Source organism: Jatrophihabitans lederbergiae (genome assembly GCF_031845305.1).
Taxonomy (GTDB): domain Bacteria; phylum Actinomycetota; class Actinomycetes; order Mycobacteriales; family Jatrophihabitantaceae; genus Jatrophihabitans_A; species Jatrophihabitans_A lederbergiae.
In genome coordinates this window covers 22,219-41,042 of record NZ_JAVREH010000020.1, presented here as the reverse complement: position 1 = coordinate 41,042, position 18,824 = coordinate 22,219, and the positions used below count along the sequence as shown (strand labels likewise).

Genomic DNA, 18,824 nt, shown 5'->3' with positions numbered 1-18,824 from the left:
ACCGCTGACCGTGGTCGCGCATCACAGTCAGCGGTACCTGGCGGTCAGTTGCTCGCTTCGCCGTAATTGAACGTCGTGACACAGCCACCGTCGACCGGAACGACCGATCCGGTCATGAACGAGGCGGCATCGGAGGCGAGGAACAGCGCTACCTCGCCGATCTCGGACGGCTGGCCCTGGCGGCGAAGGGGCTGCATCCGGGCCGCCTTCTCGCGGATGGCGGTCGCGGCCTCGAACTCCTCGGGCGTCAGCTGTGGCCCGCGGCGTCCCAGCTGGGTGTCGATGTAACCGGGGCAGACGGCGTTGACCCGAATGCCGTCCGGGCCGTAGTCGACGGCCAGTTGCCGGGTCAGGTTGATGATGGCGCCCTTGGAGGCGCAGTAGGCCGCCGCGTTGGGAGCGCCGATCAGCCCGTAGGTGGAAGCGGTGTTGACGATCCGGCCGTCCTGCTGCGCGAGGAAGTGCGGAATGGCGTACTTGGAGCACAGGAACGTGCCGCGCAGGTTCACGTTGAGAACCCGATCGAAGTCCGCCGGCTCGATCTCGTGCAGCCGCAATTTGCCTCCGCCGATGCCGGCGTTGTTGGCGAGAATATCGAGCCCTCCGAATCGCTGCACGGCGGCAGCGATCAGGTTCTCGGCCTGCTCGGCATCGGAGACGTCCGCAGGGACGAAGAAGGCCGTGCCACCGGCGTCGGTGATTTCGCCGACGGTGCGCTCACCGTCGTCCGGGAGCACGTCGGAGACCACCACGTTCGCGCCCGCGCCGGCGAAGGCCGTCGCGATGGCCCGTCCGATGCCGTTGCCTGCGCCTGTGACAATCGCCGTCTTGCCGTCAATCCGTGTCATCTGCTGTTGTGCTCGCTTTCACCGTGGGTGAAACCCGACACGCTGTGGCACGACCCGAACCCACGCCGGGCAGAATGCAGGGCGTTCGTCTCCGCTGACGGCCGCCTCAAAAGCACCCTGCAGGTATATGAGCAGACCGTAAGCGATACGGGTGATAGGCGCAAGGAGTGTCGAACATCCGTAACAATGAGAGGTGCACCCTGAACCTTTCGCCCCGGTTGGCTATGGTCGCCAGCCGCATTTCCTCGCTCGCGATGCGCCTGCGAGACGGTGACGAGCCACTGAAACAGCAGTTCGGCGGGTAACCGAGCGGTGTGACTATCCAAAGACAATCGTTTGCTCTAACCTGATCCGGTCGAACCCGCTGACTTGCCGAGGTCTGCGGAGCCTTCCGAACGATAGGTTCATGCGTTTGCAACTCCCTCGAAACATCCGTCGATTCAATCTCGGTCATCGCACTGGTCAGGTTGACGCCCAGGCGATGCCTGGTCCTCTGTCACCACGCGCCTGGCGTACTCCGCCGTCGCGCGCCAGCCAAGGAGTAGGAATGCCCCACCGCAACGCCGGATCAGCCGGCGCCTTCGCAGCGCGAGTTCCCGCATGAGCCGGCCGGTGGTGATCGGCAGTGAGCGCAGTGAAGTGGGTTTGCCGGCCGCCATGGCGATTCTGGCGGCAGGTGGCTCAGCGCTGGACGCGGTAGAGGTAGGCCTGCGACGCTGCGAGGACAACCTGGCCGACCATTACGTCGGCACCGGCGGCCTGCCCAACGCACAGGGCCTGGTGGAACTCGATGCCTCACTGATGGTCGGATCCTCGCGCGCCTTCGGGGCCGTCGGCGCGGTCAAGGGCTTTCCCAACCCGATCTCGATTGCCCGGGCGGTGCTGGAGAAATTGCCTCAGCACAGCCTGCTGGTCGGGGCGGGTGCCGAGTTGTTCGCGGAAGAGAACGGCTTCAGCCGGGCCGAGTTGTTGACCGAGGAGTCGCGAAAGCTGTTCCGAAGCGCGCTCGAGCCTTCAGCGGAATCGGTCGAGGGCGAGAACACGAATGCCCGTGCGGGGGATGAACGCTATCGCGAGACGGCCCTGGCACTGGTGCGGCGACTCGCCCCGCACGACGGGCCGTGGGGCACCATCAATATTCTGGCGCTGGACTCCTCCGGCGAGCTTGTCGTCGGCGTCTCGACCAGCGGCTATCCGTGGAAGTACCCCGGCCGGGTGGGAGATTCCGCCCTGCCAGGAGCGGGAAACTACGCCGACCTGCGGTACGGCGGGGCGGCCTGCACCGGCCGGGGCGAACTGAGCATGCGGGCGACCGGAGCACGCAACATCGTGGCCGACCTGGCTCGCGGGTTGGACCCGGCCGAGGCCTGCCTGGCGATGCTGACCGACGCCGCGACGCTGCCGGACGAGTTCCGCGCGGAACTGCGCTGCCTGGCGCTCACCCCGGACGGCCGGCATGGCGCCGCCGCGGGTCAGACCGGCTCCGTCTATGCGGTCATGACCGAGACATCCACCGAGCCTGAACTGCACCCGAGGAGGGTTCTGTGAAGATCTTCATCTCCTCCGATATGGAGGGCACCGCCGGTGTGGTGGACTGGGACCAGTGCATGAGCACCGGCCTGCAGTACCCGTACTACGCGGACCTGCTCACAGCTGAGATCAACGCCGCCATCGAGGGCGCGATGCAGGCCGGTGCCACCGAGTTCCTGGTCAACGACGCCCACTCCAAGATGGCCAACCTCAAGCCCGACGCGCTGGCCGGACGGGCGAGTTACCTGTCCGGGCGCTACAAGCCGATGTACATGATGCAGGGGCTGGACCGCAGCTTCGACGCCATCTTCCTGGTGTCCTATCACGGCTCGATGGGCAGCGAGGGTTCGACGCTTTCGCACACCTACTTTCCGCTGGCATTCGCCGAGGTCACCATCAACGGCATCGTCGCGGGCGAGGCCGGCATCAACGCCCTGGTGGCCAGCGCCTATGGGGTGCCCATCGTCCTCGTCACCGGCGACGAGACCACCGCGGAAGAGACCCGGCGATTCTGTCCCGCTATCAAAGCCGCCGTGGTGAAGAAGTCGATCACCCGGTTCGCCGCGGAGTCGCTGCACCCGTCGGTGGCGCAGGACCTGATCCGGGAGCAGGCCGGGCTCGCCCTGGACGAGCTCAGCACAGCGGGCGCTCCGGAGATCGAGCGTCCCGTGACGTTGGCCATCTCCTTTCGTACCAGCGACTACTGCGAGCTGGCGAGCCGGGTCGCCGGTGTCGACCGCACCGGCCCGCTCGCGGCGACGATCGTGAGTGAGGACCCGCTGGAGATCTATCAGCGGTTCATCACGGTCGTGCTGCTCTGCCGCGGTCTGGTCGAATGAGAGTCATCGACCTGCGGACCGTGCCGGTTCGTGCCGGCTTCTTCGCCGACGACCAGGCCGCCATCAAGGCCGGCGCGGCGCATGACGGCTTCAACTACCGCGGCGATCCGGTCACGCCGGGGTTCACCACCACCCGCCAGGCCGGTGAGGCGCTGTCTGTGCTGCTGTTCCTCGACGACGGCTCGGTCGCGCAGGGGGACTGCGCGGCGGTTCAGTACAGCGGCGCCGGCGGCCGTGACCCGGTGTTCAGCGCCGCGGCAGCCGCGCGGGACATCACCGAGCACCTGGTACCACTGCTGCTCGGCGCGGAGCTGACGTCCTTCTGCGAGCTGGCAGAGCTGGTAGATCGCCACCGGACGCCGACGGGGTCGTTGCACACCGCGATCCGTTACGGTGTCACCCAGGCCCTGCTCGACGCGGTGGCGCAGAGCAGGCGACTGACGATGGCCGAGGTGGTTCGCGACGAGTACGCGACAGGTGTCGAGCTGGCCCCGGTGCCGATGTTCGCCCAGACCGGCGACGAGCAGTACACCAACGCGGACAAGATGATCCTCAAACAGGTCGACGTCCTGCCGCATGGTCTGATCAACAATGTCGAGACCAAGTTGGGACCGCGCGGTGAGCTGCTGGAGGGCTACCTGGGCTGGCTGGTGGACAGGATCAGTGAACTCCGGCCGACGGCTGGCTACCGGCCGCGGCTGCACTTCGACACCTACGGCACCATCGGCCTCGCCTTCGACGGTGACATAGCCGCCGTGGCTGAATACCTGGCGGGTCTCGGCCGGCTGGCGGCTCCGTACCAGCTCACGGTCGAGCACCCGATCGACGCGGGCAGCAGGGACGCACAGATCGAGATCTACGTGCACCTGCTGGCTGAGCTTCGTCGGTTGGGCGCGGACGTCCGGATAGCGGTCGATGAGTGGTGCAACACCCTGGAGGACATCGAGCTGTTCGTCCAGCGGCGTGCAGCCGACGTCATACACGTCAAGACGCCGGACCTCGGCGGCATCAACAACACCATCGAGGCACTGCTGCTGGTCCGCGCACACGGGTTGCTCGCCTATTGCGGCGGAACCTGCAACGAGACCGATCGCTCCTCACAGGTCAGCGCGCACTTGGCGATGGCCTGCGGTGCCGGTCAGGTACTGGCCAAACCCGGTATGGGCGTGGACGAAGGCCTCATGATTGTCGGCAACGAGATGGCACGCGTCACCGCGATTGCCGGCACCCGCCGGGAGCGCCATGCGCAGCTTGCCTGAGTGCGCCGGTCAGGCGTCCGGCTCGTCCGCGAGCAGTTCGGCGACGACGTTCTTCGGCTCCATCTCGATGATGCTCAGCGAGGTCTCGGTGCGCTGGACGCCCTCGATCTGCCAGACCTGTTCCATCAACAACTGCCGCAGGTGCGCGTGATCACGTACCCGAAACCTTGCCAGCATGTCGATGGAGCCCGTGACGATGTGCAGGTCCTCGAGCTCGGGAATCCTGGAGATGCTCTGCACCAGCAGACTCTGCTGGTAACCCTGCACGGCGGTGATCGTCAGGTACACGGTCATCGGAAAGCCTGCCGCGTCCCAGCCGACCCGGATGCCATAGCCCAGGATCACGCCCAGGCGCTCCAGCCGGCCGATGCGCTCGCCGACAGCGGGGGCCGACATGCCGAGCTCCCGGGCCATCGCACGCTGCGAGCGACGGGAGTCGGTGCTCAGCAAGACCAGGATCTGACGATCGACATCATCGAGCACCACCGCTTCGGACCGCTTCGGCGCCGTCGTGACCAGGCTGCTGAGCGGAGTGGCGGCAGCACCGAGCTGAACTTTCCGTCGACCTGGAGGCATGGTGTGAGAATACCGGCAGGCACCGGGTCGGCAGCGACGTTCCTCGACCGGTACTGCACAAATCAGCAACTGCACAATTGCGGGAGCCAACTGGCCGTGGTGTGCACAGGACACAAGGGCGTGACATGACTGAGCAAGAGCAGGGCCGTGGCAGGGTGGCCGTGGTCACCGGCACGGCGCACGGTATCGGCTCCGCGATAGCGAGCCGGCTGGAGGCCGCCGGCGCCAAGGTGCACCGCGTCGACAAGGACACCGTCGACATCACCGATTCGGGTGCGGTGAACGCCTTTTTCGCCGGCCTGGGGGACGTCGACATCCTGGTGAACAACGCCGGTGGTGTGATCGGGCAGGTGCACCAGCCCATCGAAGAGGTGAGTGACGAGGACTGGAACGCCGTGGTCGCGGCGAACCTGACCGGTACGTTCAACTGCACCCGCGCGGTAGCGTCCGGCATGAAGCACCGCGGCTGGGGCCGGATCGTGAACATCTCCTCCGGCGCGGGCCGCAGTGTGAGCCTCACCGGAATCCAGGCCTACGCGAGCGCGAAGGCCGGCCAGATCGGCTTCACTCGCCAGATGGCCCATGAACTCGGTCAGTTCGGCGTCACCGTCAACTGCATCGCGCCGGGCTTCGTGCTCTCCAACCCGACCACCGTCGAGCAGTGGGAGGGCTATGGCGAGGACGGCCAGGCCTCCCTGGTCAACGGCATCGCGGTCCGCCGACTCGGCAAGCCGCAGGACATCGCACACGGCGTTCTGTTCTTCACCTCGGAGGATTCCGGCTGGATCACCGGGCAGACCCTCTCGGTTGACGGCGGCCATGCTCTCTTTTGATCGCACCCATTCCGAGTACGTCGACGAGCTCACCCGCTACGTCGCCATACCGAGCGTCAGCCGCGATGCCTCGTCCCAGACGATGCATTCCGCCGCGCGGTGGCTGGCCGGCCAGCTTGCCTTCGCCGACGGGCGGGTCGAGTCGACGGCGGGCCATCCCGTGGTCCGGGCGGACTGGCTCAAGAGCCCCGGTGCGCCGACCGTGCTGGTCTACGGGCACTACGACGTGCAGCCGACCGGCGACCTCGACGAGTGGAAGACGCCGCCGTTCGAGCTGACCGTGGACGGCGACGTGATGCGCGGACGGGGCTCCAGTGATGACAAGGGGCCGGTCTATGTCGTCCTCAAGGTGGCGCAAGCCTTTATGGAGCAAGAGGGCCAGCTTCCGCTGAACGTCAAGTTCCTGTTCGAGGGCGAGGAGGAGATCGGTAGCCCGCACCTGCCGGCCTACCTCCGCGAGCATGCCGACGAACTGGCGGCCGACCTGGTCATCTCTGCCGACGGGGCGATGTGGCGTCCCAGCGAGCCGTCGCTGTCCATCGCCTCCAAGGGTTTGGTGACCCTGGACATCGAGGTGAGCGGCGCGGACGACGACCTGCACTCGGGTCGCTTCGGTGGCACGGTGGCGAATCCGCTGCACGCGCTGGTCGAGATCCTGGGCCGCCTGCACACGCCCGACGGACGGGTCGCCGCCGCGGGGTACTACGACGGCATTCCCGAACTCAGCGACGCTCGCCGTGCCGAGATCGCCGCGGTCGACTTCGACGAGGAACGGTACCGCGAGGGGCTGGGCGTTCCGGAGGTCTTCGGCGAAGCCGGGTACACCACCCTGGAACGGCTCTGGGAGCGGCCGACGCTGGAGCTCAACGGCATTACCGCCGGTGGCAAGTACACCGTCATTCCGCACCTGGCGACCGGGCACATCTCGTGCCGATTGGTTCCGGGGCAGCGCCCGGAGCGGGTGCTGCAGGCCATCACCGAGCACGTGCTGGCCCAGCGGATTCCGGGTGTGCGCGTCGCGGTCCGGCCGGACGAGGGCGGCGTGCCGGCGTACACGATCCCCGGAAATCACCCGGCCATCCGGGCTGCCATCGCCGCCTTGCAGCAGGTGTACCCGGGCCAGGACGTTCTGCTTGCAGTGATTGCCGGAACGCTGCCGGCGACGGCACTGTTCGAAGAGGTGCTCGGTGCCAAGACGCTGTTCTTCTCGTTCTCCACGGCGGATGAGAAGCTGCACGCTCCGAACGAGTTCATGCGAATTGCCCGACTGCGTGAGGGAATGCGGCGTGGGAACAGCTCTGGCGGTTGCTGGCCGAGGGCGAGCACCGGCTTCAGCCCGTGACGCGGCCTGATGGGAGGGCGCGGTGACGGCCGGGGCGTACTCGTCCTACGGCTATCTTCAGCCGGGCGAGCTTGTCGAGATTCCGCTGGCGCCGGAGGCGGGCAGGGTTCCGCCGTACGAGGCGGTGCTCACGGAGGACCAGACGCAGCGGGTCGACCGGCTGCTCACCGACAACATCGTCATCAGCCTGCACGATCACCCCGTCCGGTTTCCCGACGACATGCGCGACACCCCGGCGTACAACCGCACCGGCAGGCAGCACACCGCCTTCCGCGGTCTCGCCTCCTCCCGGATGACCATCGTCTTCGACAACATGATGGACGGAACCGCGTGCGTCACGGGCAATGCTCCGTGGCGCTGGAACGACGTCATCACCGATCTCGGGATGCGCCAGGCCGATCTCGCCCACCAGGACGAGGTCGAGGTGATCCGTACGGTCGCCGATATCCACCGGGTGCACGCTCAGGGCCGGGTCGGCCTGGTGTTCGGGCTCGAGGCGGCGACCCCGATCGAGAACGAGATCGATCGCCTCGACGTCCTCTATGGCCTGGGAGTTCGCCAGATCGGCATCGCCTACTCCGACGCCAACGCCCTCGGCAGCGGGTTGAACGAGTCCTTCGACGGCGGTCTCACCGCCTTCGGCCGGCGGGCGATCGAGCGGATGAACGCCCTGGGCCTGGCCATCGACGTCTCACACTCCTCGGACCGGACCGGTATCGAGACCTGCGAGGCGAGCGAGCAGCCCGTCTTCATCACCCACGCGGGCGCGAAAGGCGTATGGAACACGCCCCGAATGAAATCCGACGCCGTCCTGCGGGCGGTGGCCGGCACCGGCGGGGTGATCGGGATGTCCGCCGCTCCGCACACCACTCTGTCGGCCGAGCATCCGCGGCACACCATCAAGTCGGTGATGGACCATTTCCGCTACTGCGTCGACCTCGTGGGCATCGAGCATGTCGCCTTCGGGCCCGACACCCTGTACGGAGACCACGTCGGGCTGCACACGGTGTTCGGACCCCTGCTGAAGATCGGCGTCTCCACCGGTGGTGGCCCCAGCTACGAGAAGGTCGAGTACGTCGACGGCCTGGAGAACCCGTCCGAGAACTTTCCCAATATCTGCGCGGAGCTGGTGAAGGACGGTTTCTCCGACGCCGATATCGTCGCGGTGCTCGGCGGAAACATCCTTCGTGCTCTCGAAGGGATCTGGGTATGAGTACCGAGCCGAACAGCGAACTGGCCGAGTTGAGTGCGGAGTTCTTCCAGATCCAGCACACCAGCGACCCGTTCAACGCCACCCAGCTCGGTGTCACCGGTTTCGATTCCCTGGTACCCGATCCGAGCAGGGCAGGTTCGGCCGCGACCATCAGCCGGATCACCGACCTCGAGAGACGACTGGACAAGATCGACGCGGCAACACTGAACGAGGTGGACCAGATCAATGCCGCGGTACTGGCGCGCCTTGCCTGGGGCGCCCGCTCGGATCTGGAGCACTGCCTGTGGGAGACGAGCGCGTCCGCGGATGCCTATTCCTCACCGCAGGCGATGATGTTCATGTCCATTCCGACGGCGTCGATGGCCGGCCCCGACGCGGTCGAGGACTACCTCACCAGGTTGGTCGGGCTGCCCGCGTTCGTGGATGCCATCGCGGCGCGGTACCGCGAGGCCAAGGCGGAGGGACGGATCCCCACCCGGGTCGGAGTGAACCAAGCCATCGAGCAACTGACCGGGCACCTCGCGCTGAGTGCGGACTCCGACACCCTGCTGAGCCCGCTTCCCCACGAGGACACCAGCCATCAGCAGCAGCGTGCCGAGGCCAGCACCATCCTGCAGGAGCGGGTCCGGCCGGCGTTGCACCGGTTGCTCGAATGCCTGCGGGAGGAATTGCTGTCGGTCGCCCGCGCCGATGACCAGGTGGGGATCAAGTTCGTCCCAGGCGGCGAGGAGGGTTATCGCGCGGCAGTCCGGCGGCACACCACGACCGAGCTGTCACCGGCCGAGATCCACCAGATCGGGCTGGACTGCGTCGTGGGCCTGCGAGCTGAGTGGCAGCAACTGGGCGAGCGGGCGCTGGGCACCGGCGACCTGCCCACCATCTTCAGCCGGCTGCGCACTGATCCCGCGCTGCGCTTCACCGAGCGTTCCCAGATCGTCGACACCGTCGCCGACGCGCTACGGCGGGCCGAGGCAGCCCGCGACGCCTGGTTTCCGTCATTTGACATCGCCGACTGCGTCATCGAAGAGATCCACCCGATAGAGGCGGGCAATGCCGCGCTTGCCTACTACCGGCCACCAGCCGGCGACGGCTCCCGTCCCGGGGCGCACTGCGTGCTGACCGCCGACCCGCAGGAGCGTTTCGTCTACGAGTACGAGGCATTGGCATTCCACGAGAGCACTCCCGGTCATCACCTGCAGATCGCGTCGGCGCAGACGCTGACCGAGCTGCCGGACTTCCGCCGGTTCCTGGACGCCGAGGTGTGCGGTTACGTCGAGGGCTGGGGGCTCTACAGCGAGCGGCTGGCGGACGAGATGGGGCTGTACAGCTCGGACGTCTGCCGACTCGGCATGCTGTCCTTCGACGCGCTGAGGGCCTGCCGGTTGGTCGTCGACACCGGCATGCACCACCTGGGCTGGTCCAGGCAGCAGGCTATGCGCTATATGTGGGACAACACGGCCACGACCGAAGCGAACGTCCGCAACGAGATCGATCGCTACATCTCGTGGCCGGGTCAGGCGCTGGCGTACCTGATCGGCCGTCGCGAGATCACCCGGCTGCGCGGGGTGGCCGAGCAGCGGCTGGGCTCCGGCTTCGACATCCGGTCCTTCCACGGCGCCGTGCTCGGTAATGGCGCGGTACCGCTCGGTGTGCTGGAGCAGGTCGTGCTCCGGTGGATCGAGTCCGCGGCACGCTGAGCCGGTCGATTCACCACCCTTATTCGAAAGGAGCGACCAGTGTTTCTCGAGATAAACGGTGCCAATCTCAACGTGGAGGTGCTCGGGGTGCAGGGCGCGCCGGTGCTCATCGCCCACCACGGCGGCGGCGGTATCGGTTCGCTGGCCGAGCCCAGGGAGACCTTCGGCCCGCTCTCGGATTTGTTCCGGGTTATCGTCTTCGACGCTCGCGGCTGTGGGCTGAGCGAGGCGGTTCCGCCCTACTCACACGCGCAATGGGCGGCCGACGTCGATGCCCTGCGCGAGTGGGCCGGTGCTGAGCAGATCGTGGTGGCCGGCGGCTCCTACGGTGGTTTCATCGCTCTGGAATACGCGATTGCCTATCCCGATCGGGTCCGCGCGATGATCCTGCGCGACACCTCCGCCGACCGCAGCAACCTGGCCATCGCCCGCGAGAACGCGCGGACCCAGACCCGGGTCGAGGTGAACTGGGAAAACTTCGACCGTTACTGGAGCGGCAACATCCGCGATGACGCCGACCTCAAGACGTGCTGGGCCGAGCTGATCCCGTTGTACGACTTCGAGTACGACCCGGTCGCCGCGGCGGCGCGGGTAGAGGCCGGCAGCTACCGGCACGAGGCGCACAACTGGTGCTTCCAGCACAACGCGCCGGTGTACGACCTCAAGCCGGCACTGGCCACGGTCAGTTGCCCGACCCTGGTCACGGTGGGCCGGGCGGACTGGGTGACGCCGGTGTCGTCGTCGCAGACCATCGCCGAGCTGATCCCCGACGCACAGCTGGTGGTCTTCGAGAAGTCCGGCCACTCGCCGCAGTTCGAAGAGGCTGAGCTGTTTCAGCAGACGATGCGCGACTTCCTCGCCGATGCCGTGCCCGAGGCGGTGGCGTCGTGATCAGCAGGCAGGACTTGGACATAACCGGTCTAGGCAACGGCCTGCGGATCCCCTACTTCGACATCCGTGGCGAGCAGGACGGCCCGCGGCTGACCGTCCTCGCGGGGGTGCACGGAGCGGAGTACGCCTCGATCGCGGCGGCCCGGGAATTCGTGTCCACTCTCGACGTCACCGCGGTGTCGGGGCGGATCGTCGTGGTGCCGGTGGTGAATGTCCCCGCATTTTGGGCGCGATCGGCCTTCGTGGTGCCCGCGGACGGCAAGAACCTCAACCGTAGCTTTCCGGGCGACCCTGCGGGTTCCTACAGCGAGGTGCTGGCCCACCACGTCTTCCAGCAGCTGGTGCTGGGCTCGGACTACCTGGTCGACATGCATGCCGGGGACCTGCCGGAAGCGCTGGCGCCGTTCACGATCTATGAGCAGTCCGCGGTCGAATCGTCATCGCGAGAGCTGGCACTGGCCTACGGCTTGGCGCATTGTGTGCGGCAGCCGGCCGCTGCCCGGACGGTCGCAGGCAGCACTTGCGCGGCGGCCGCCGACGCCGGCATCGCCGCCATAGTCGCCGAATCGGGTGAGAATGGGCTGATGCAGCGTGCGGCGATCGACGTCCACCTCGCGGGCCTGCGCAACCTCGCCCGGTTCGTCGGGGTGCTGGCCGGCGATCCGGAACCGGCCCGGCCGGTTCAGCAGCATGAGGGCTGGCACTGGCTGCGTACCGAGCGGGAAGGGTGGTGGCAACCGGCGGTGGCCACCGGCAGCTCGGTGGAGGGCGGCGACCTGCTCGGAACGGTCAGCGACGTGTGGGGCGACGTGTTCGCCGAGATCCACGCTCCGGAGGCCGGCACGCTGCTGTTCCTCACCACCAGCCCGGCGGTGGGCGCCGACGGCCTGCTGCTCGGCCTGGCCCGCAACGCGCCGGAGCCCGGATCGGATACCCGGGAATGAGGCCGCTGGCGGATCTGCGGATCCTCGCGATCGAGCAGTACGGCGCCGGGCCGTTCGGCAGTGTGCACCTGGCCGACCTCGGCGCGGAGATCATCAAGATCGAGGACCCGTCGACCGGCGGCGACATCGGCCGCTACGTCCCGCCCTACCAGGAGGGCGAGGACAGCCTGTTCTTCGAGGCATTCAACCGGAACAAGCGCAGCATCAGCCTGGACCTCTCCACACCTGAGGGCCGTGCCGTCTTCGAGGACCTGGTCCGGGTCAGCGACGCCGTGTACTCAAACCTCCGCGGTGACGTGCCGGCAAAGATCGGGATCACCTACCCGGATCTGAAGCATCTCAACCCCAAGATCGTATGCTGTGCGCTGACCGGCTTCGGCATGACCGGGCCGCGCAGTTCCGAGCCCGGTTATGACTACATCCTGCAGGGTTTCGCCGGCTGGATGGACCTCACCGGTGAGCCGACGGGGCCGCCGACCAAGTCCGGGCTCTCGCTCGTCGACTACTCGGCCGGGCTGGTGGCCGCGATGGCGCTGGTGAGCGGCGTCCACGCGGCCAGGCGGGACGGTGTCGGAATGGACTGCGACATCAGCCTCTTCGACACCGCGATCTCGATGCTGACCTACCCGGCGATCTGGAATCTCAACGGCGACTTCGAGCCGCAGCGGACACACCATTCCGCTCACCCCTCGCTGATCCCGTTTCAGGCATTCCCCACGGCGGACGGCTGGATCGTGGTGGCGTGCCCGAAGGAGAAGTTCTGGCGCCGGCTGACGACGGCGATCGGACGGCCGGAGCTGGCCGATGACGAGCGCTTCGCCAGCTTCGCCGCTCGCCGCCGGAACGCGGATGTGCTGGTGCCGTTGCTGGAAGAGGCGTTCAGCACCCGGCCGTCGGCGGAATGGCTCGCCGAGCTGCGCGCGGTCGCGGTGCCGTGCGGCCCGGTCAACTCGGTGGCAACCGCGCTGGAAGATCCGCAGACCGCGGCGCGTGATCTGGTGGTGGAGACGGAACATCCACGCTTCGGCACCGTCCGGCAGGTCAGCAGCCCGGTGCGTGTCGGCGACGAGCGTCCGGACTATCGCCGGGCACCGTCGCGGCATGAGGACGGCCCGGACATCCTGTCCAGCCTGCTGGGTTATGACGAGCGGCGGATCACCGAACTCGACGGCGCCGGCGCGTTCGGAAAGGGACTGGCGTGATCGCGCGCAGCTACCTCTACGTGCCGGGGGACGCCAGTGACCGGCTGGATCGGGCGCATCAGCGCGGCGCCGACGCGGTGATCGCCGACCTCGAGGACGGGGTGGCCGAAACAGCGAAGCCGGTGGCGATCGAGGCGGTGCGCGCCTGGTTGAGTGAGCGGGCCGAGGACGGGGTGCAGCGCTGGGTGCGGATCAACGCGGGCGAGCGCGGTTTTGCCGACCTCCGCGCGGTATTCGGCCCAGGGCTCTTCGGAATCTGCGTTCCGAAGGTGTGCGGACCGGCCGAGGTGGCGTCTGTGGTCGATGGCGTGCGCAGCTGCGCCCGCGAGTCGCAACCGGTGGCGGTGATGGCGATCATCGAGACGGCACGCGGCCTGCGCAATCTCGATGCGATCGCCGCCGTGCCCGGGTTGTCGGTGCTGCAACTGGGTGAACTGGATTTGGCCGCGGACCTGGGGATGACGCCGGGTCCGGACGAGCTGGAGCTGCTGCCAGCCCGGGCAGCCGTGGTGGCGGCAGCCGCGGCAGCCGGGCTGATGCCTCCGGTCGCTCCGGTGTCACCCGACTTCTCCGATCTCGATCGGTTCGCCCGGACGACGGCTGCCCTGAAAAGACTCGGCTTCGCCGGGCGCGCGGTGATCCACCCGGCTCAGCTCACCGCCGTGCACGAGGCCTTCACGCCCAGCCAGCGCGAGATCGACGCGGCGGTGGACACCCTGAGCCGTTACCAGGCGGCGCTGACGGGGGGCAGCGGCGTCGCAGTGGACGCGCACGGCGCCATGATCGACGAGGCGGTCGCAAGATCGTGCCGGCGGATCCTGGAGTACACCCGATGACCGGTCGCGGCAGGTTCTTCGAGGACTTCACGGTGGGCGACGTGTACCGCCACCCGCTGGGCCGCACCGTGAGCCAGACCGACAACGTTCACGATCGCGCTGGTGACGGGGCAGTCCGTCAGCGACGTCTCGCAGAACGTGATGGCCAATCTCGGCTGGGACGACGTGCGGCTGCCCAATCCGCTGTTCGAGGGCGATACGGTGTACTCGATGTCTGAGGTACTGCAGACCAGAGAATCCCGCAGCCGGCCCGACGTGGGAATCGTGACGGTGCGGACGATCGGCTTCAAGCAGGACGGCACGCCCGTCATCACGTTCCGCCGTACGGTCATGGTCTATCGACGTGGTCACGGCCCGCAGCTCCCGGAGGTGTCATCCTCGTGACGTCAACAGTCCCTTCCGATGCCCTGGTGTCCCTCGACGACATCCGAGCCGCTGCCGAGCGCCTGCGCGGTTTGGTGCTGCGGACACCGCTGCTGCCGCTCACCTCCGCCGACGCCGACCGGCCGCTCTGGCTCAAGGCCGAGTCGCTTCAGGTCAGCGGCGCGTTCAAGCTGCGGGGCGCGTACAACGCGATCCTGCCGCAGCTCGAAAATGCCCGTCGGTGCGGCGTGGTCGCCCATTCCAGCGGCAATCACGCGCGGGCGGTGGCGTGGGTGGCACGCGAGCTCGGCATCCGCGCGGTCATCGTGATGCCCGATGCGGCGCCCCAGGTCAAGGTCGAGGGCGTCCGGGCATTGGGCGCCGAGGTGGTCATCGTGACGCCGGACCAGCGCGACATCCGTGCCGAGGAGCTGTCCGCCGCGCACGGCATGGTGCTGGTCCGGCCTTACGACGACGCGGCGATCGTGGCCGGGCAGGGCACCGTGGGACTGGAGATCGTCGAGGATCTTCCCGACATCGACGTGATCCTGGTGCCGGTCAGTGGCGGCGGCCTGCTTTCAGGCGTTGCCACCGCGGTCAAGGCACTGAAGCCGGACACCCTCGTCATCGGCGTCGAACCGGCACTCGCCGCGGATGCGGCTGAGTCTTTCCGCACCGGTTCTCGGGTGACCTGGACGCCGGAGCAGACGTACCGGACGATCGCGGACGGTCTGCGAACCACGTCGCTCGGTGAGATTCCGTGGCGCCACGTCAGCCGTTACGTCGACGACATCATCACGGTGGACGATGACGAGATCCGCGACGCGGTCAGGCGAATCGCGACCGACTGCCGCCTGGTGGCCGAACCGTCCGGTGCCGTGTCCACCGCTGCCTACCTGCACCGTGCCGCTGAACTGCCGGCCACCGGCCGGTTCGCCGCCGTCGTGAGCGGCGGCAACGTCGCGATGGCTGCCTACGCCCAGATGCTCTCGCCCGCCCCCTGATCGACGCGCACCTCACCCCGACGAGAGGAACCGCCATGGAAATGTTCATCATTCCGCTGGGAACCTGCAACTGTCCGTACGAGACGGTGGCGCCAGGAGTGCACGACGGGCAGCTGGTCAAGCTTCCGGTGCCCTCCTACCTGGTCAAGCTGGACGACGGCAAGAACCTGCTGGTCGACACCGGCATGAGCCGGTTGCACATCACCGATCCGGCCGCCACCTGGCGCGGAACCCCGATGGAGGAGAGGCTGGTGCCCGAGATGGGGCCGGCGGATGACCTGGGGCTGCGGTTGCAGGAGCTGGACGTCAAGCCGACCGACATCGACTACGTCATCAACACCCACCTGCACTTCGACCATGCCGGCAACAACGACCTCTTCGAGCGGGCGACGTTCTTCGTCCAGCGCGAGCACTACGACTACGCCCGCGTCAACACCGGTTTTCCGCACCAGTACTGGAACCTGCCGAAGCTGAAGTACGAACTTCTCGACGGCGAGTCGCAACTGTTCCCCGGCATCGAGATCCTGCTGACGCCGGGACACGTGCCCGCGCACCAGTCGGTGATGGTCCGGCTGCAGGACACCGGCAACGTGGTGGTGTGCGGGGATGCCATCTACACGCAGGACAATCTCGATCACGACAGCTGGACGAGCCAGGCTGATCCGGTGGCCGCCAAGCAGTCGGGCGAGAAGCTCAAGCGGGTCGCCGCCGATGAGAACGCGACCCTGCTGTTCGGCCACGACCCGGCTCAGGCCAAGCAGTTCCACCGCTCACCGCAGAGTTACCGCTAGTTCGGTTACCGCTAGCCCAGTTGCCGGCAAGCGCCGTCGTCACGGCGCTGCCGGCAAGCGGGGCTCAGACGTACTTGCCCATGCCGCCGGCGACGTCGATCACGGCACCGGTGATGTAGCTGGCACGGCTGCCCGCGAGAAAGGCGACCAGACCGGAGACCTCGTCCACGTCGCCGAAGCGGCCGAGTGGAACCTCGTCGGCGGCGAGCCCGGCGAGAAATTCCTCGAGGGGCTTGTCCGGTGCGCGGCGCGAGCGAATGTTTTCCCACTGCGGAGTCACCACGAACCCGATGTTGACACTGTTGACCAGGATGTTCTCGGAGCCGAATTCGAGCGCCAGCGCCTTGTTGAGGTTCAGGCACGCCGCGCGATTCACGGTGGTGGCGAAGAACGCCGGGTCCGGGTACTTGGCGTACACGGCGTTGACGTTGATCACCCGGGCCGCGTCGCTGCGTCGCAGATGCGGCAATGCTGCCCGGACACAACGGATCTGGGAGAAGAGCTTGACGTCCAGATCGTGCTGCCAGTCCTCGTCGCTGAGCGTCTCGAAGTTGCCTGGCCGCGCGCCGCCGGCGTTGTTCACCAGAATGTCGATGCCACCGAGCGCCTCGGCGGCGGCGTTCACGAAGGCGGTCACCTGACCGGGGTCCGTCACGTCGGTGACCTGATGAAAGGTCTGCACGTCGGCGATCGTGCCGGCCGCCGCTGCCAGTTCTTCGGCATTGCGTGAACAGATGGCGACGGACGCGCCCTCGGCCGCAAGTTCTTGCGCGACCCTCAGGCCGATGCCCTTGGACCCGCCGGTGATAACCGCACGCCGGCCGCGCAAACCCAGATCCATCAGGCGTCGCCGGTCGGCTCGGGGTGGACGTGGGCCAGCAGGGTGGTGCGCGGTGGGCTGAAGACGTCGACCTCGGTGCAGCCCTGGTCCCCGGTCTTCGCGCCGTGCGGTACCCACGGCGGGATGACTGCGAGGTCGCCCCGCCGCATCGTCCGGGTTTCGCCGTCGATGGTGAAGTCGAACTCGCCGTCGACGACGACCACGACCTGCTCCTCGACGTGCACGTGCATCGGAGCCTCGGTGTGCGGCTGGAAGGTGACGTAGTTGGCCAGCGAATTCTGGCCCAGGGTCGGCTGGAACCTCAGGCCGGGGACGAACTCCACGTCGGCAACCGTGTCGAGATCCACGAAGATCCCGGGGGCGGTCGGGGTGCCGGCGCCGTCGAGGTTGAAGTGCTGCTCGTCGCTCATGCTGTCGTCTCCTGGGATGCTGGTGCGGATCGGCGTGCGTGGTCGATGGCGCGGCCGAGTCGGGCGATTCCCTCGTCGATCTCGGGCAATTGGGCGCGGCTGAAGGACAGTCGCAGGTAATCGTGCTGGGCACTTCGGGCGAAGAAGGGGGAGCCGGGGACGAACGCGACGTCGACCGCGCGGGCGGCCACGGCGAGGTCGACGGTGTCCACGCCGGGGACCCGCACCCAGCTGAAGAAGCCGCCGCGGGGCACCGTCCAGGTCGCGGGCCGGGGAAGGTGGCGCTCCAGCGCGGCAGCCATCGCCTCGCCGCGGCCGCGGTACAGCGCGCGTTCACGCTCCAGCTGCGCCGGCAGGTGGCCACCGCGCAGGAACTGCTCCACCAGGCGCTGACCGAGCGCGCCGGAGCACTGGTCGGAGTTCTGCTTCGCCACCACCAGTTGAGCGACGATCTCCGCCGGGCCGGCCGCCCAACCCAGGCGCACTCCGGGAAAGAACGTCTTGGAGAACGTGCCGATCTGCAGCACCACATCGGGCGCTGACGACCAGAGACTGGGAAGCTTCTCGTCATAGAACCCGAGCTCGCGGTACGCGACGTCCTCGATGATCAGGATTCGATGGGCACGGCACAGTTCCACCAGCGCGGTCCGCCGGACGGCGTTCAGGGTGAGACCGCTGGGGTTCTGGTACTCGGGAATCGTGTACAGCATCTTGGGGACGATGCCGCGCTCGATCAGCGCCGCCAGGGCGTCGACATCGAGGCCGTGCTCGTCCATCGGCACACCGTGCAGCACGGGCTCGAAGCTCAGGAAGCCGGATACCGCGCCGAGGTAGGTAGGTTCCTCGACGGCGACCACGTCGCCGGGGTCCAGCATGCTCTTGGCGATCAGGGTCACCGCGTCGATGCCGCCACTGGTGATCATCAGCTCGCCGGTCGCCGGCCGTTGCCCCTCCGCCGACTGGAGGTAGTCGGCGATCGCCTCGCGAGTGCTGGCGATTCCGTCGCTGGGCGCGTATTGCAGCGCGACCGCCGCGTCGGTGCTGAGCAGGTCGTCGACGATCGCGCCGAGGGTTTCGGTGGGGAACAACTCGGGTGCGGGAAAGCCGCCCGAGAAGTTGATGACGCCGTGGGCGTTCGCCAGCGCCAGGATGCCGGTCAGGAACCCGTCACTGCCGGCCGTCCGCTTCGCGAGCCGGGTGCCCCAGCCAGAGCTGACATTCGGCGCGAGCGCCGACGCGGGATCGGGGTCGGTGGATGGCATATTGTCGTCCTTCCGGCAGCGTTTTGATCAAGCGGTCCAGCGACGCCGGACATTACTTACATCTGCCGGGTCGTTTGGCGTTGTAGCCTTACGGATCGAAGGTCCGCACGCAACTATACGTTTCTTTTGATTCAGCGACAATG

Annotated in this window: 18 protein-coding genes and 1 pseudogene; 14 read left to right on the top strand and 5 right to left on the bottom strand. The window is 67.5% G+C overall.

Annotated elements, in window-relative coordinates:
* Positions 1–44 precede the first annotated feature (44 nt).
* On the bottom strand, positions 45–848 hold the full coding sequence (locus RM423_RS14635; RefSeq protein WP_311423779.1) for an SDR family NAD(P)-dependent oxidoreductase: 804 nt from the start codon (positions 846–848) through the stop codon (positions 45–47).
* A 600-nt stretch (positions 849–1,448) separates the two neighbouring features.
* Between RM423_RS14635 and RM423_RS14630 the strand changes: the two genes are divergently transcribed.
* From RM423_RS14630 to RM423_RS14620, 3 genes are read left to right on the top strand one after another with little or no spacing between them, the layout of a single operon-like run.
* Positions 1,449–2,396 carry a N(4)-(beta-N-acetylglucosaminyl)-L-asparaginase gene (locus RM423_RS14630; protein ID WP_311423778.1) on the top strand — a complete coding sequence of 316 codons (948 nt, stop codon included), beginning with the start codon at positions 1,449–1,451 and terminating at the stop codon, positions 2,394–2,396.
* On the top strand, positions 2,393–3,217 hold the full coding sequence (locus tag RM423_RS14625) for a M55 family metallopeptidase (protein ID WP_311423777.1): 825 nt from the start codon (positions 2,393–2,395) through the stop codon (positions 3,215–3,217). The genes RM423_RS14630 and RM423_RS14625 overlap by 4 nt, the downstream gene beginning before the upstream one ends.
* Positions 3,214–4,476, top strand: coding sequence for a methylaspartate ammonia-lyase (locus RM423_RS14620; RefSeq protein ID WP_311423776.1), 1,263 nt, complete (start codon positions 3,214–3,216; stop codon positions 4,474–4,476). The genes RM423_RS14625 and RM423_RS14620 overlap by 4 nt, the downstream gene beginning before the upstream one ends.
* A gap of 9 nt (positions 4,477–4,485) precedes the next feature.
* On the opposite strand, the gene RM423_RS14615 is transcribed toward RM423_RS14620, so the two are convergent.
* Positions 4,486–5,052, bottom strand: a complete 567-nt coding sequence (locus RM423_RS14615) for an Lrp/AsnC family transcriptional regulator (RefSeq protein ID WP_311423775.1) — start codon at positions 5,050–5,052, stop codon at positions 4,486–4,488.
* A 125-nt stretch (positions 5,053–5,177) separates the two neighbouring features.
* On the opposite strand from RM423_RS14615, the gene RM423_RS14610 reads away from it, so the two are divergent.
* The 11 genes and pseudogenes from RM423_RS14610 to RM423_RS14560 all read left to right on the top strand — a co-directional run bounded on the left by RM423_RS14610 (position 5,178) and on the right by RM423_RS14560 (position 16,168).
* Entirely contained in the window at positions 5,178–5,885 is a 708-nt protein-coding gene (locus RM423_RS14610; RefSeq protein WP_311423774.1) for an SDR family NAD(P)-dependent oxidoreductase, read from the top strand.
* The gene (locus RM423_RS14605) at positions 5,872–7,227 is read left to right on the top strand and encodes a M20/M25/M40 family metallo-hydrolase (RefSeq protein WP_311423773.1); all 1,356 of its coding nucleotides are present in this window, start codon (positions 5,872–5,874) and stop codon (positions 7,225–7,227) included. The genes RM423_RS14610 and RM423_RS14605 overlap by 14 nt, the downstream gene beginning before the upstream one ends.
* Positions 7,228–7,249: 22 nt before the next feature.
* A complete protein-coding gene (locus RM423_RS14600) occupies positions 7,250–8,440 on the top strand; it encodes a dipeptidase (RefSeq protein WP_311423772.1) in 1,191 nt (396 codons plus the stop codon).
* The gene (locus RM423_RS14595) at positions 8,437–10,137 is read left to right on the top strand and encodes a DUF885 domain-containing protein (protein ID WP_311423771.1); all 1,701 of its coding nucleotides are present in this window, start codon (positions 8,437–8,439) and stop codon (positions 10,135–10,137) included. Before RM423_RS14600 ends, RM423_RS14595 begins: the two co-directional genes overlap by 4 nt.
* 39 nt (positions 10,138–10,176) lie before the next feature.
* Positions 10,177–11,028 (top strand): alpha/beta fold hydrolase, encoded by an 852-nt coding sequence (locus RM423_RS14590; protein WP_311423770.1) that lies wholly within the window; start codon positions 10,177–10,179, stop codon positions 11,026–11,028.
* Positions 11,025–11,972: a succinylglutamate desuccinylase/aspartoacylase family protein gene (locus tag RM423_RS14585; RefSeq protein WP_311423769.1), complete on the top strand. Its 948-nt coding sequence runs from the start codon at positions 11,025–11,027 to the stop codon at positions 11,970–11,972. The genes RM423_RS14590 and RM423_RS14585 overlap by 4 nt, the downstream gene beginning before the upstream one ends.
* The gene (locus RM423_RS14580) at positions 11,969–13,174 is read left to right on the top strand and encodes a CaiB/BaiF CoA transferase family protein (RefSeq protein WP_311423768.1); all 1,206 of its coding nucleotides are present in this window, start codon (positions 11,969–11,971) and stop codon (positions 13,172–13,174) included. The genes RM423_RS14585 and RM423_RS14580 overlap by 4 nt, the downstream gene beginning before the upstream one ends.
* Positions 13,171–14,010, top strand: a complete 840-nt coding sequence (locus RM423_RS14575; protein ID WP_311423767.1) for an HpcH/HpaI aldolase/citrate lyase family protein — start codon at positions 13,171–13,173, stop codon at positions 14,008–14,010. Before RM423_RS14580 ends, RM423_RS14575 begins: the two co-directional genes overlap by 4 nt.
* Positions 14,007–14,394: pseudogene (locus RM423_RS14570) on the top strand (MaoC family dehydratase). Before RM423_RS14575 ends, RM423_RS14570 begins: the two are co-directional and overlap by 4 nt.
* Positions 14,391–15,377, top strand: coding sequence for a threonine ammonia-lyase (locus tag RM423_RS14565; protein ID WP_311423765.1), 987 nt, complete (start codon positions 14,391–14,393; stop codon positions 15,375–15,377). Before RM423_RS14570 ends, RM423_RS14565 begins: the two are co-directional and overlap by 4 nt.
* 35 nt (positions 15,378–15,412) lie before the next feature.
* Positions 15,413–16,168 (top strand): N-acyl homoserine lactonase family protein, encoded by a 756-nt coding sequence (locus RM423_RS14560; RefSeq protein WP_311423764.1) that lies wholly within the window; start codon positions 15,413–15,415, stop codon positions 16,166–16,168.
* Positions 16,169–16,232: 64 nt separating this feature from the next.
* Here the strand turns inward: RM423_RS14560 and RM423_RS14555 are convergent, their stop codons facing one another.
* The 3 genes from RM423_RS14555 to RM423_RS14545 are packed head-to-tail and all read right to left on the bottom strand — an operon-like array spanning position 16,233 to position 18,681.
* Entirely contained in the window at positions 16,233–17,009 is a 777-nt protein-coding gene (locus RM423_RS14555) for an SDR family oxidoreductase (protein WP_311423763.1), read from the bottom strand.
* On the bottom strand, positions 17,009–17,419 hold the full coding sequence (locus RM423_RS14550; protein WP_311423762.1) for a cupin domain-containing protein: 411 nt from the start codon (positions 17,417–17,419) through the stop codon (positions 17,009–17,011). Before RM423_RS14550 ends, RM423_RS14555 begins: the two co-directional genes overlap by 1 nt.
* A complete protein-coding gene (locus tag RM423_RS14545) occupies positions 17,416–18,681 on the bottom strand; it encodes an aminotransferase-like domain-containing protein (RefSeq protein WP_311423761.1) in 1,266 nt (421 codons plus the stop codon). Before RM423_RS14545 ends, RM423_RS14550 begins: the two co-directional genes overlap by 4 nt.
* Positions 18,682–18,824: the final 143 nt, after the last annotated feature.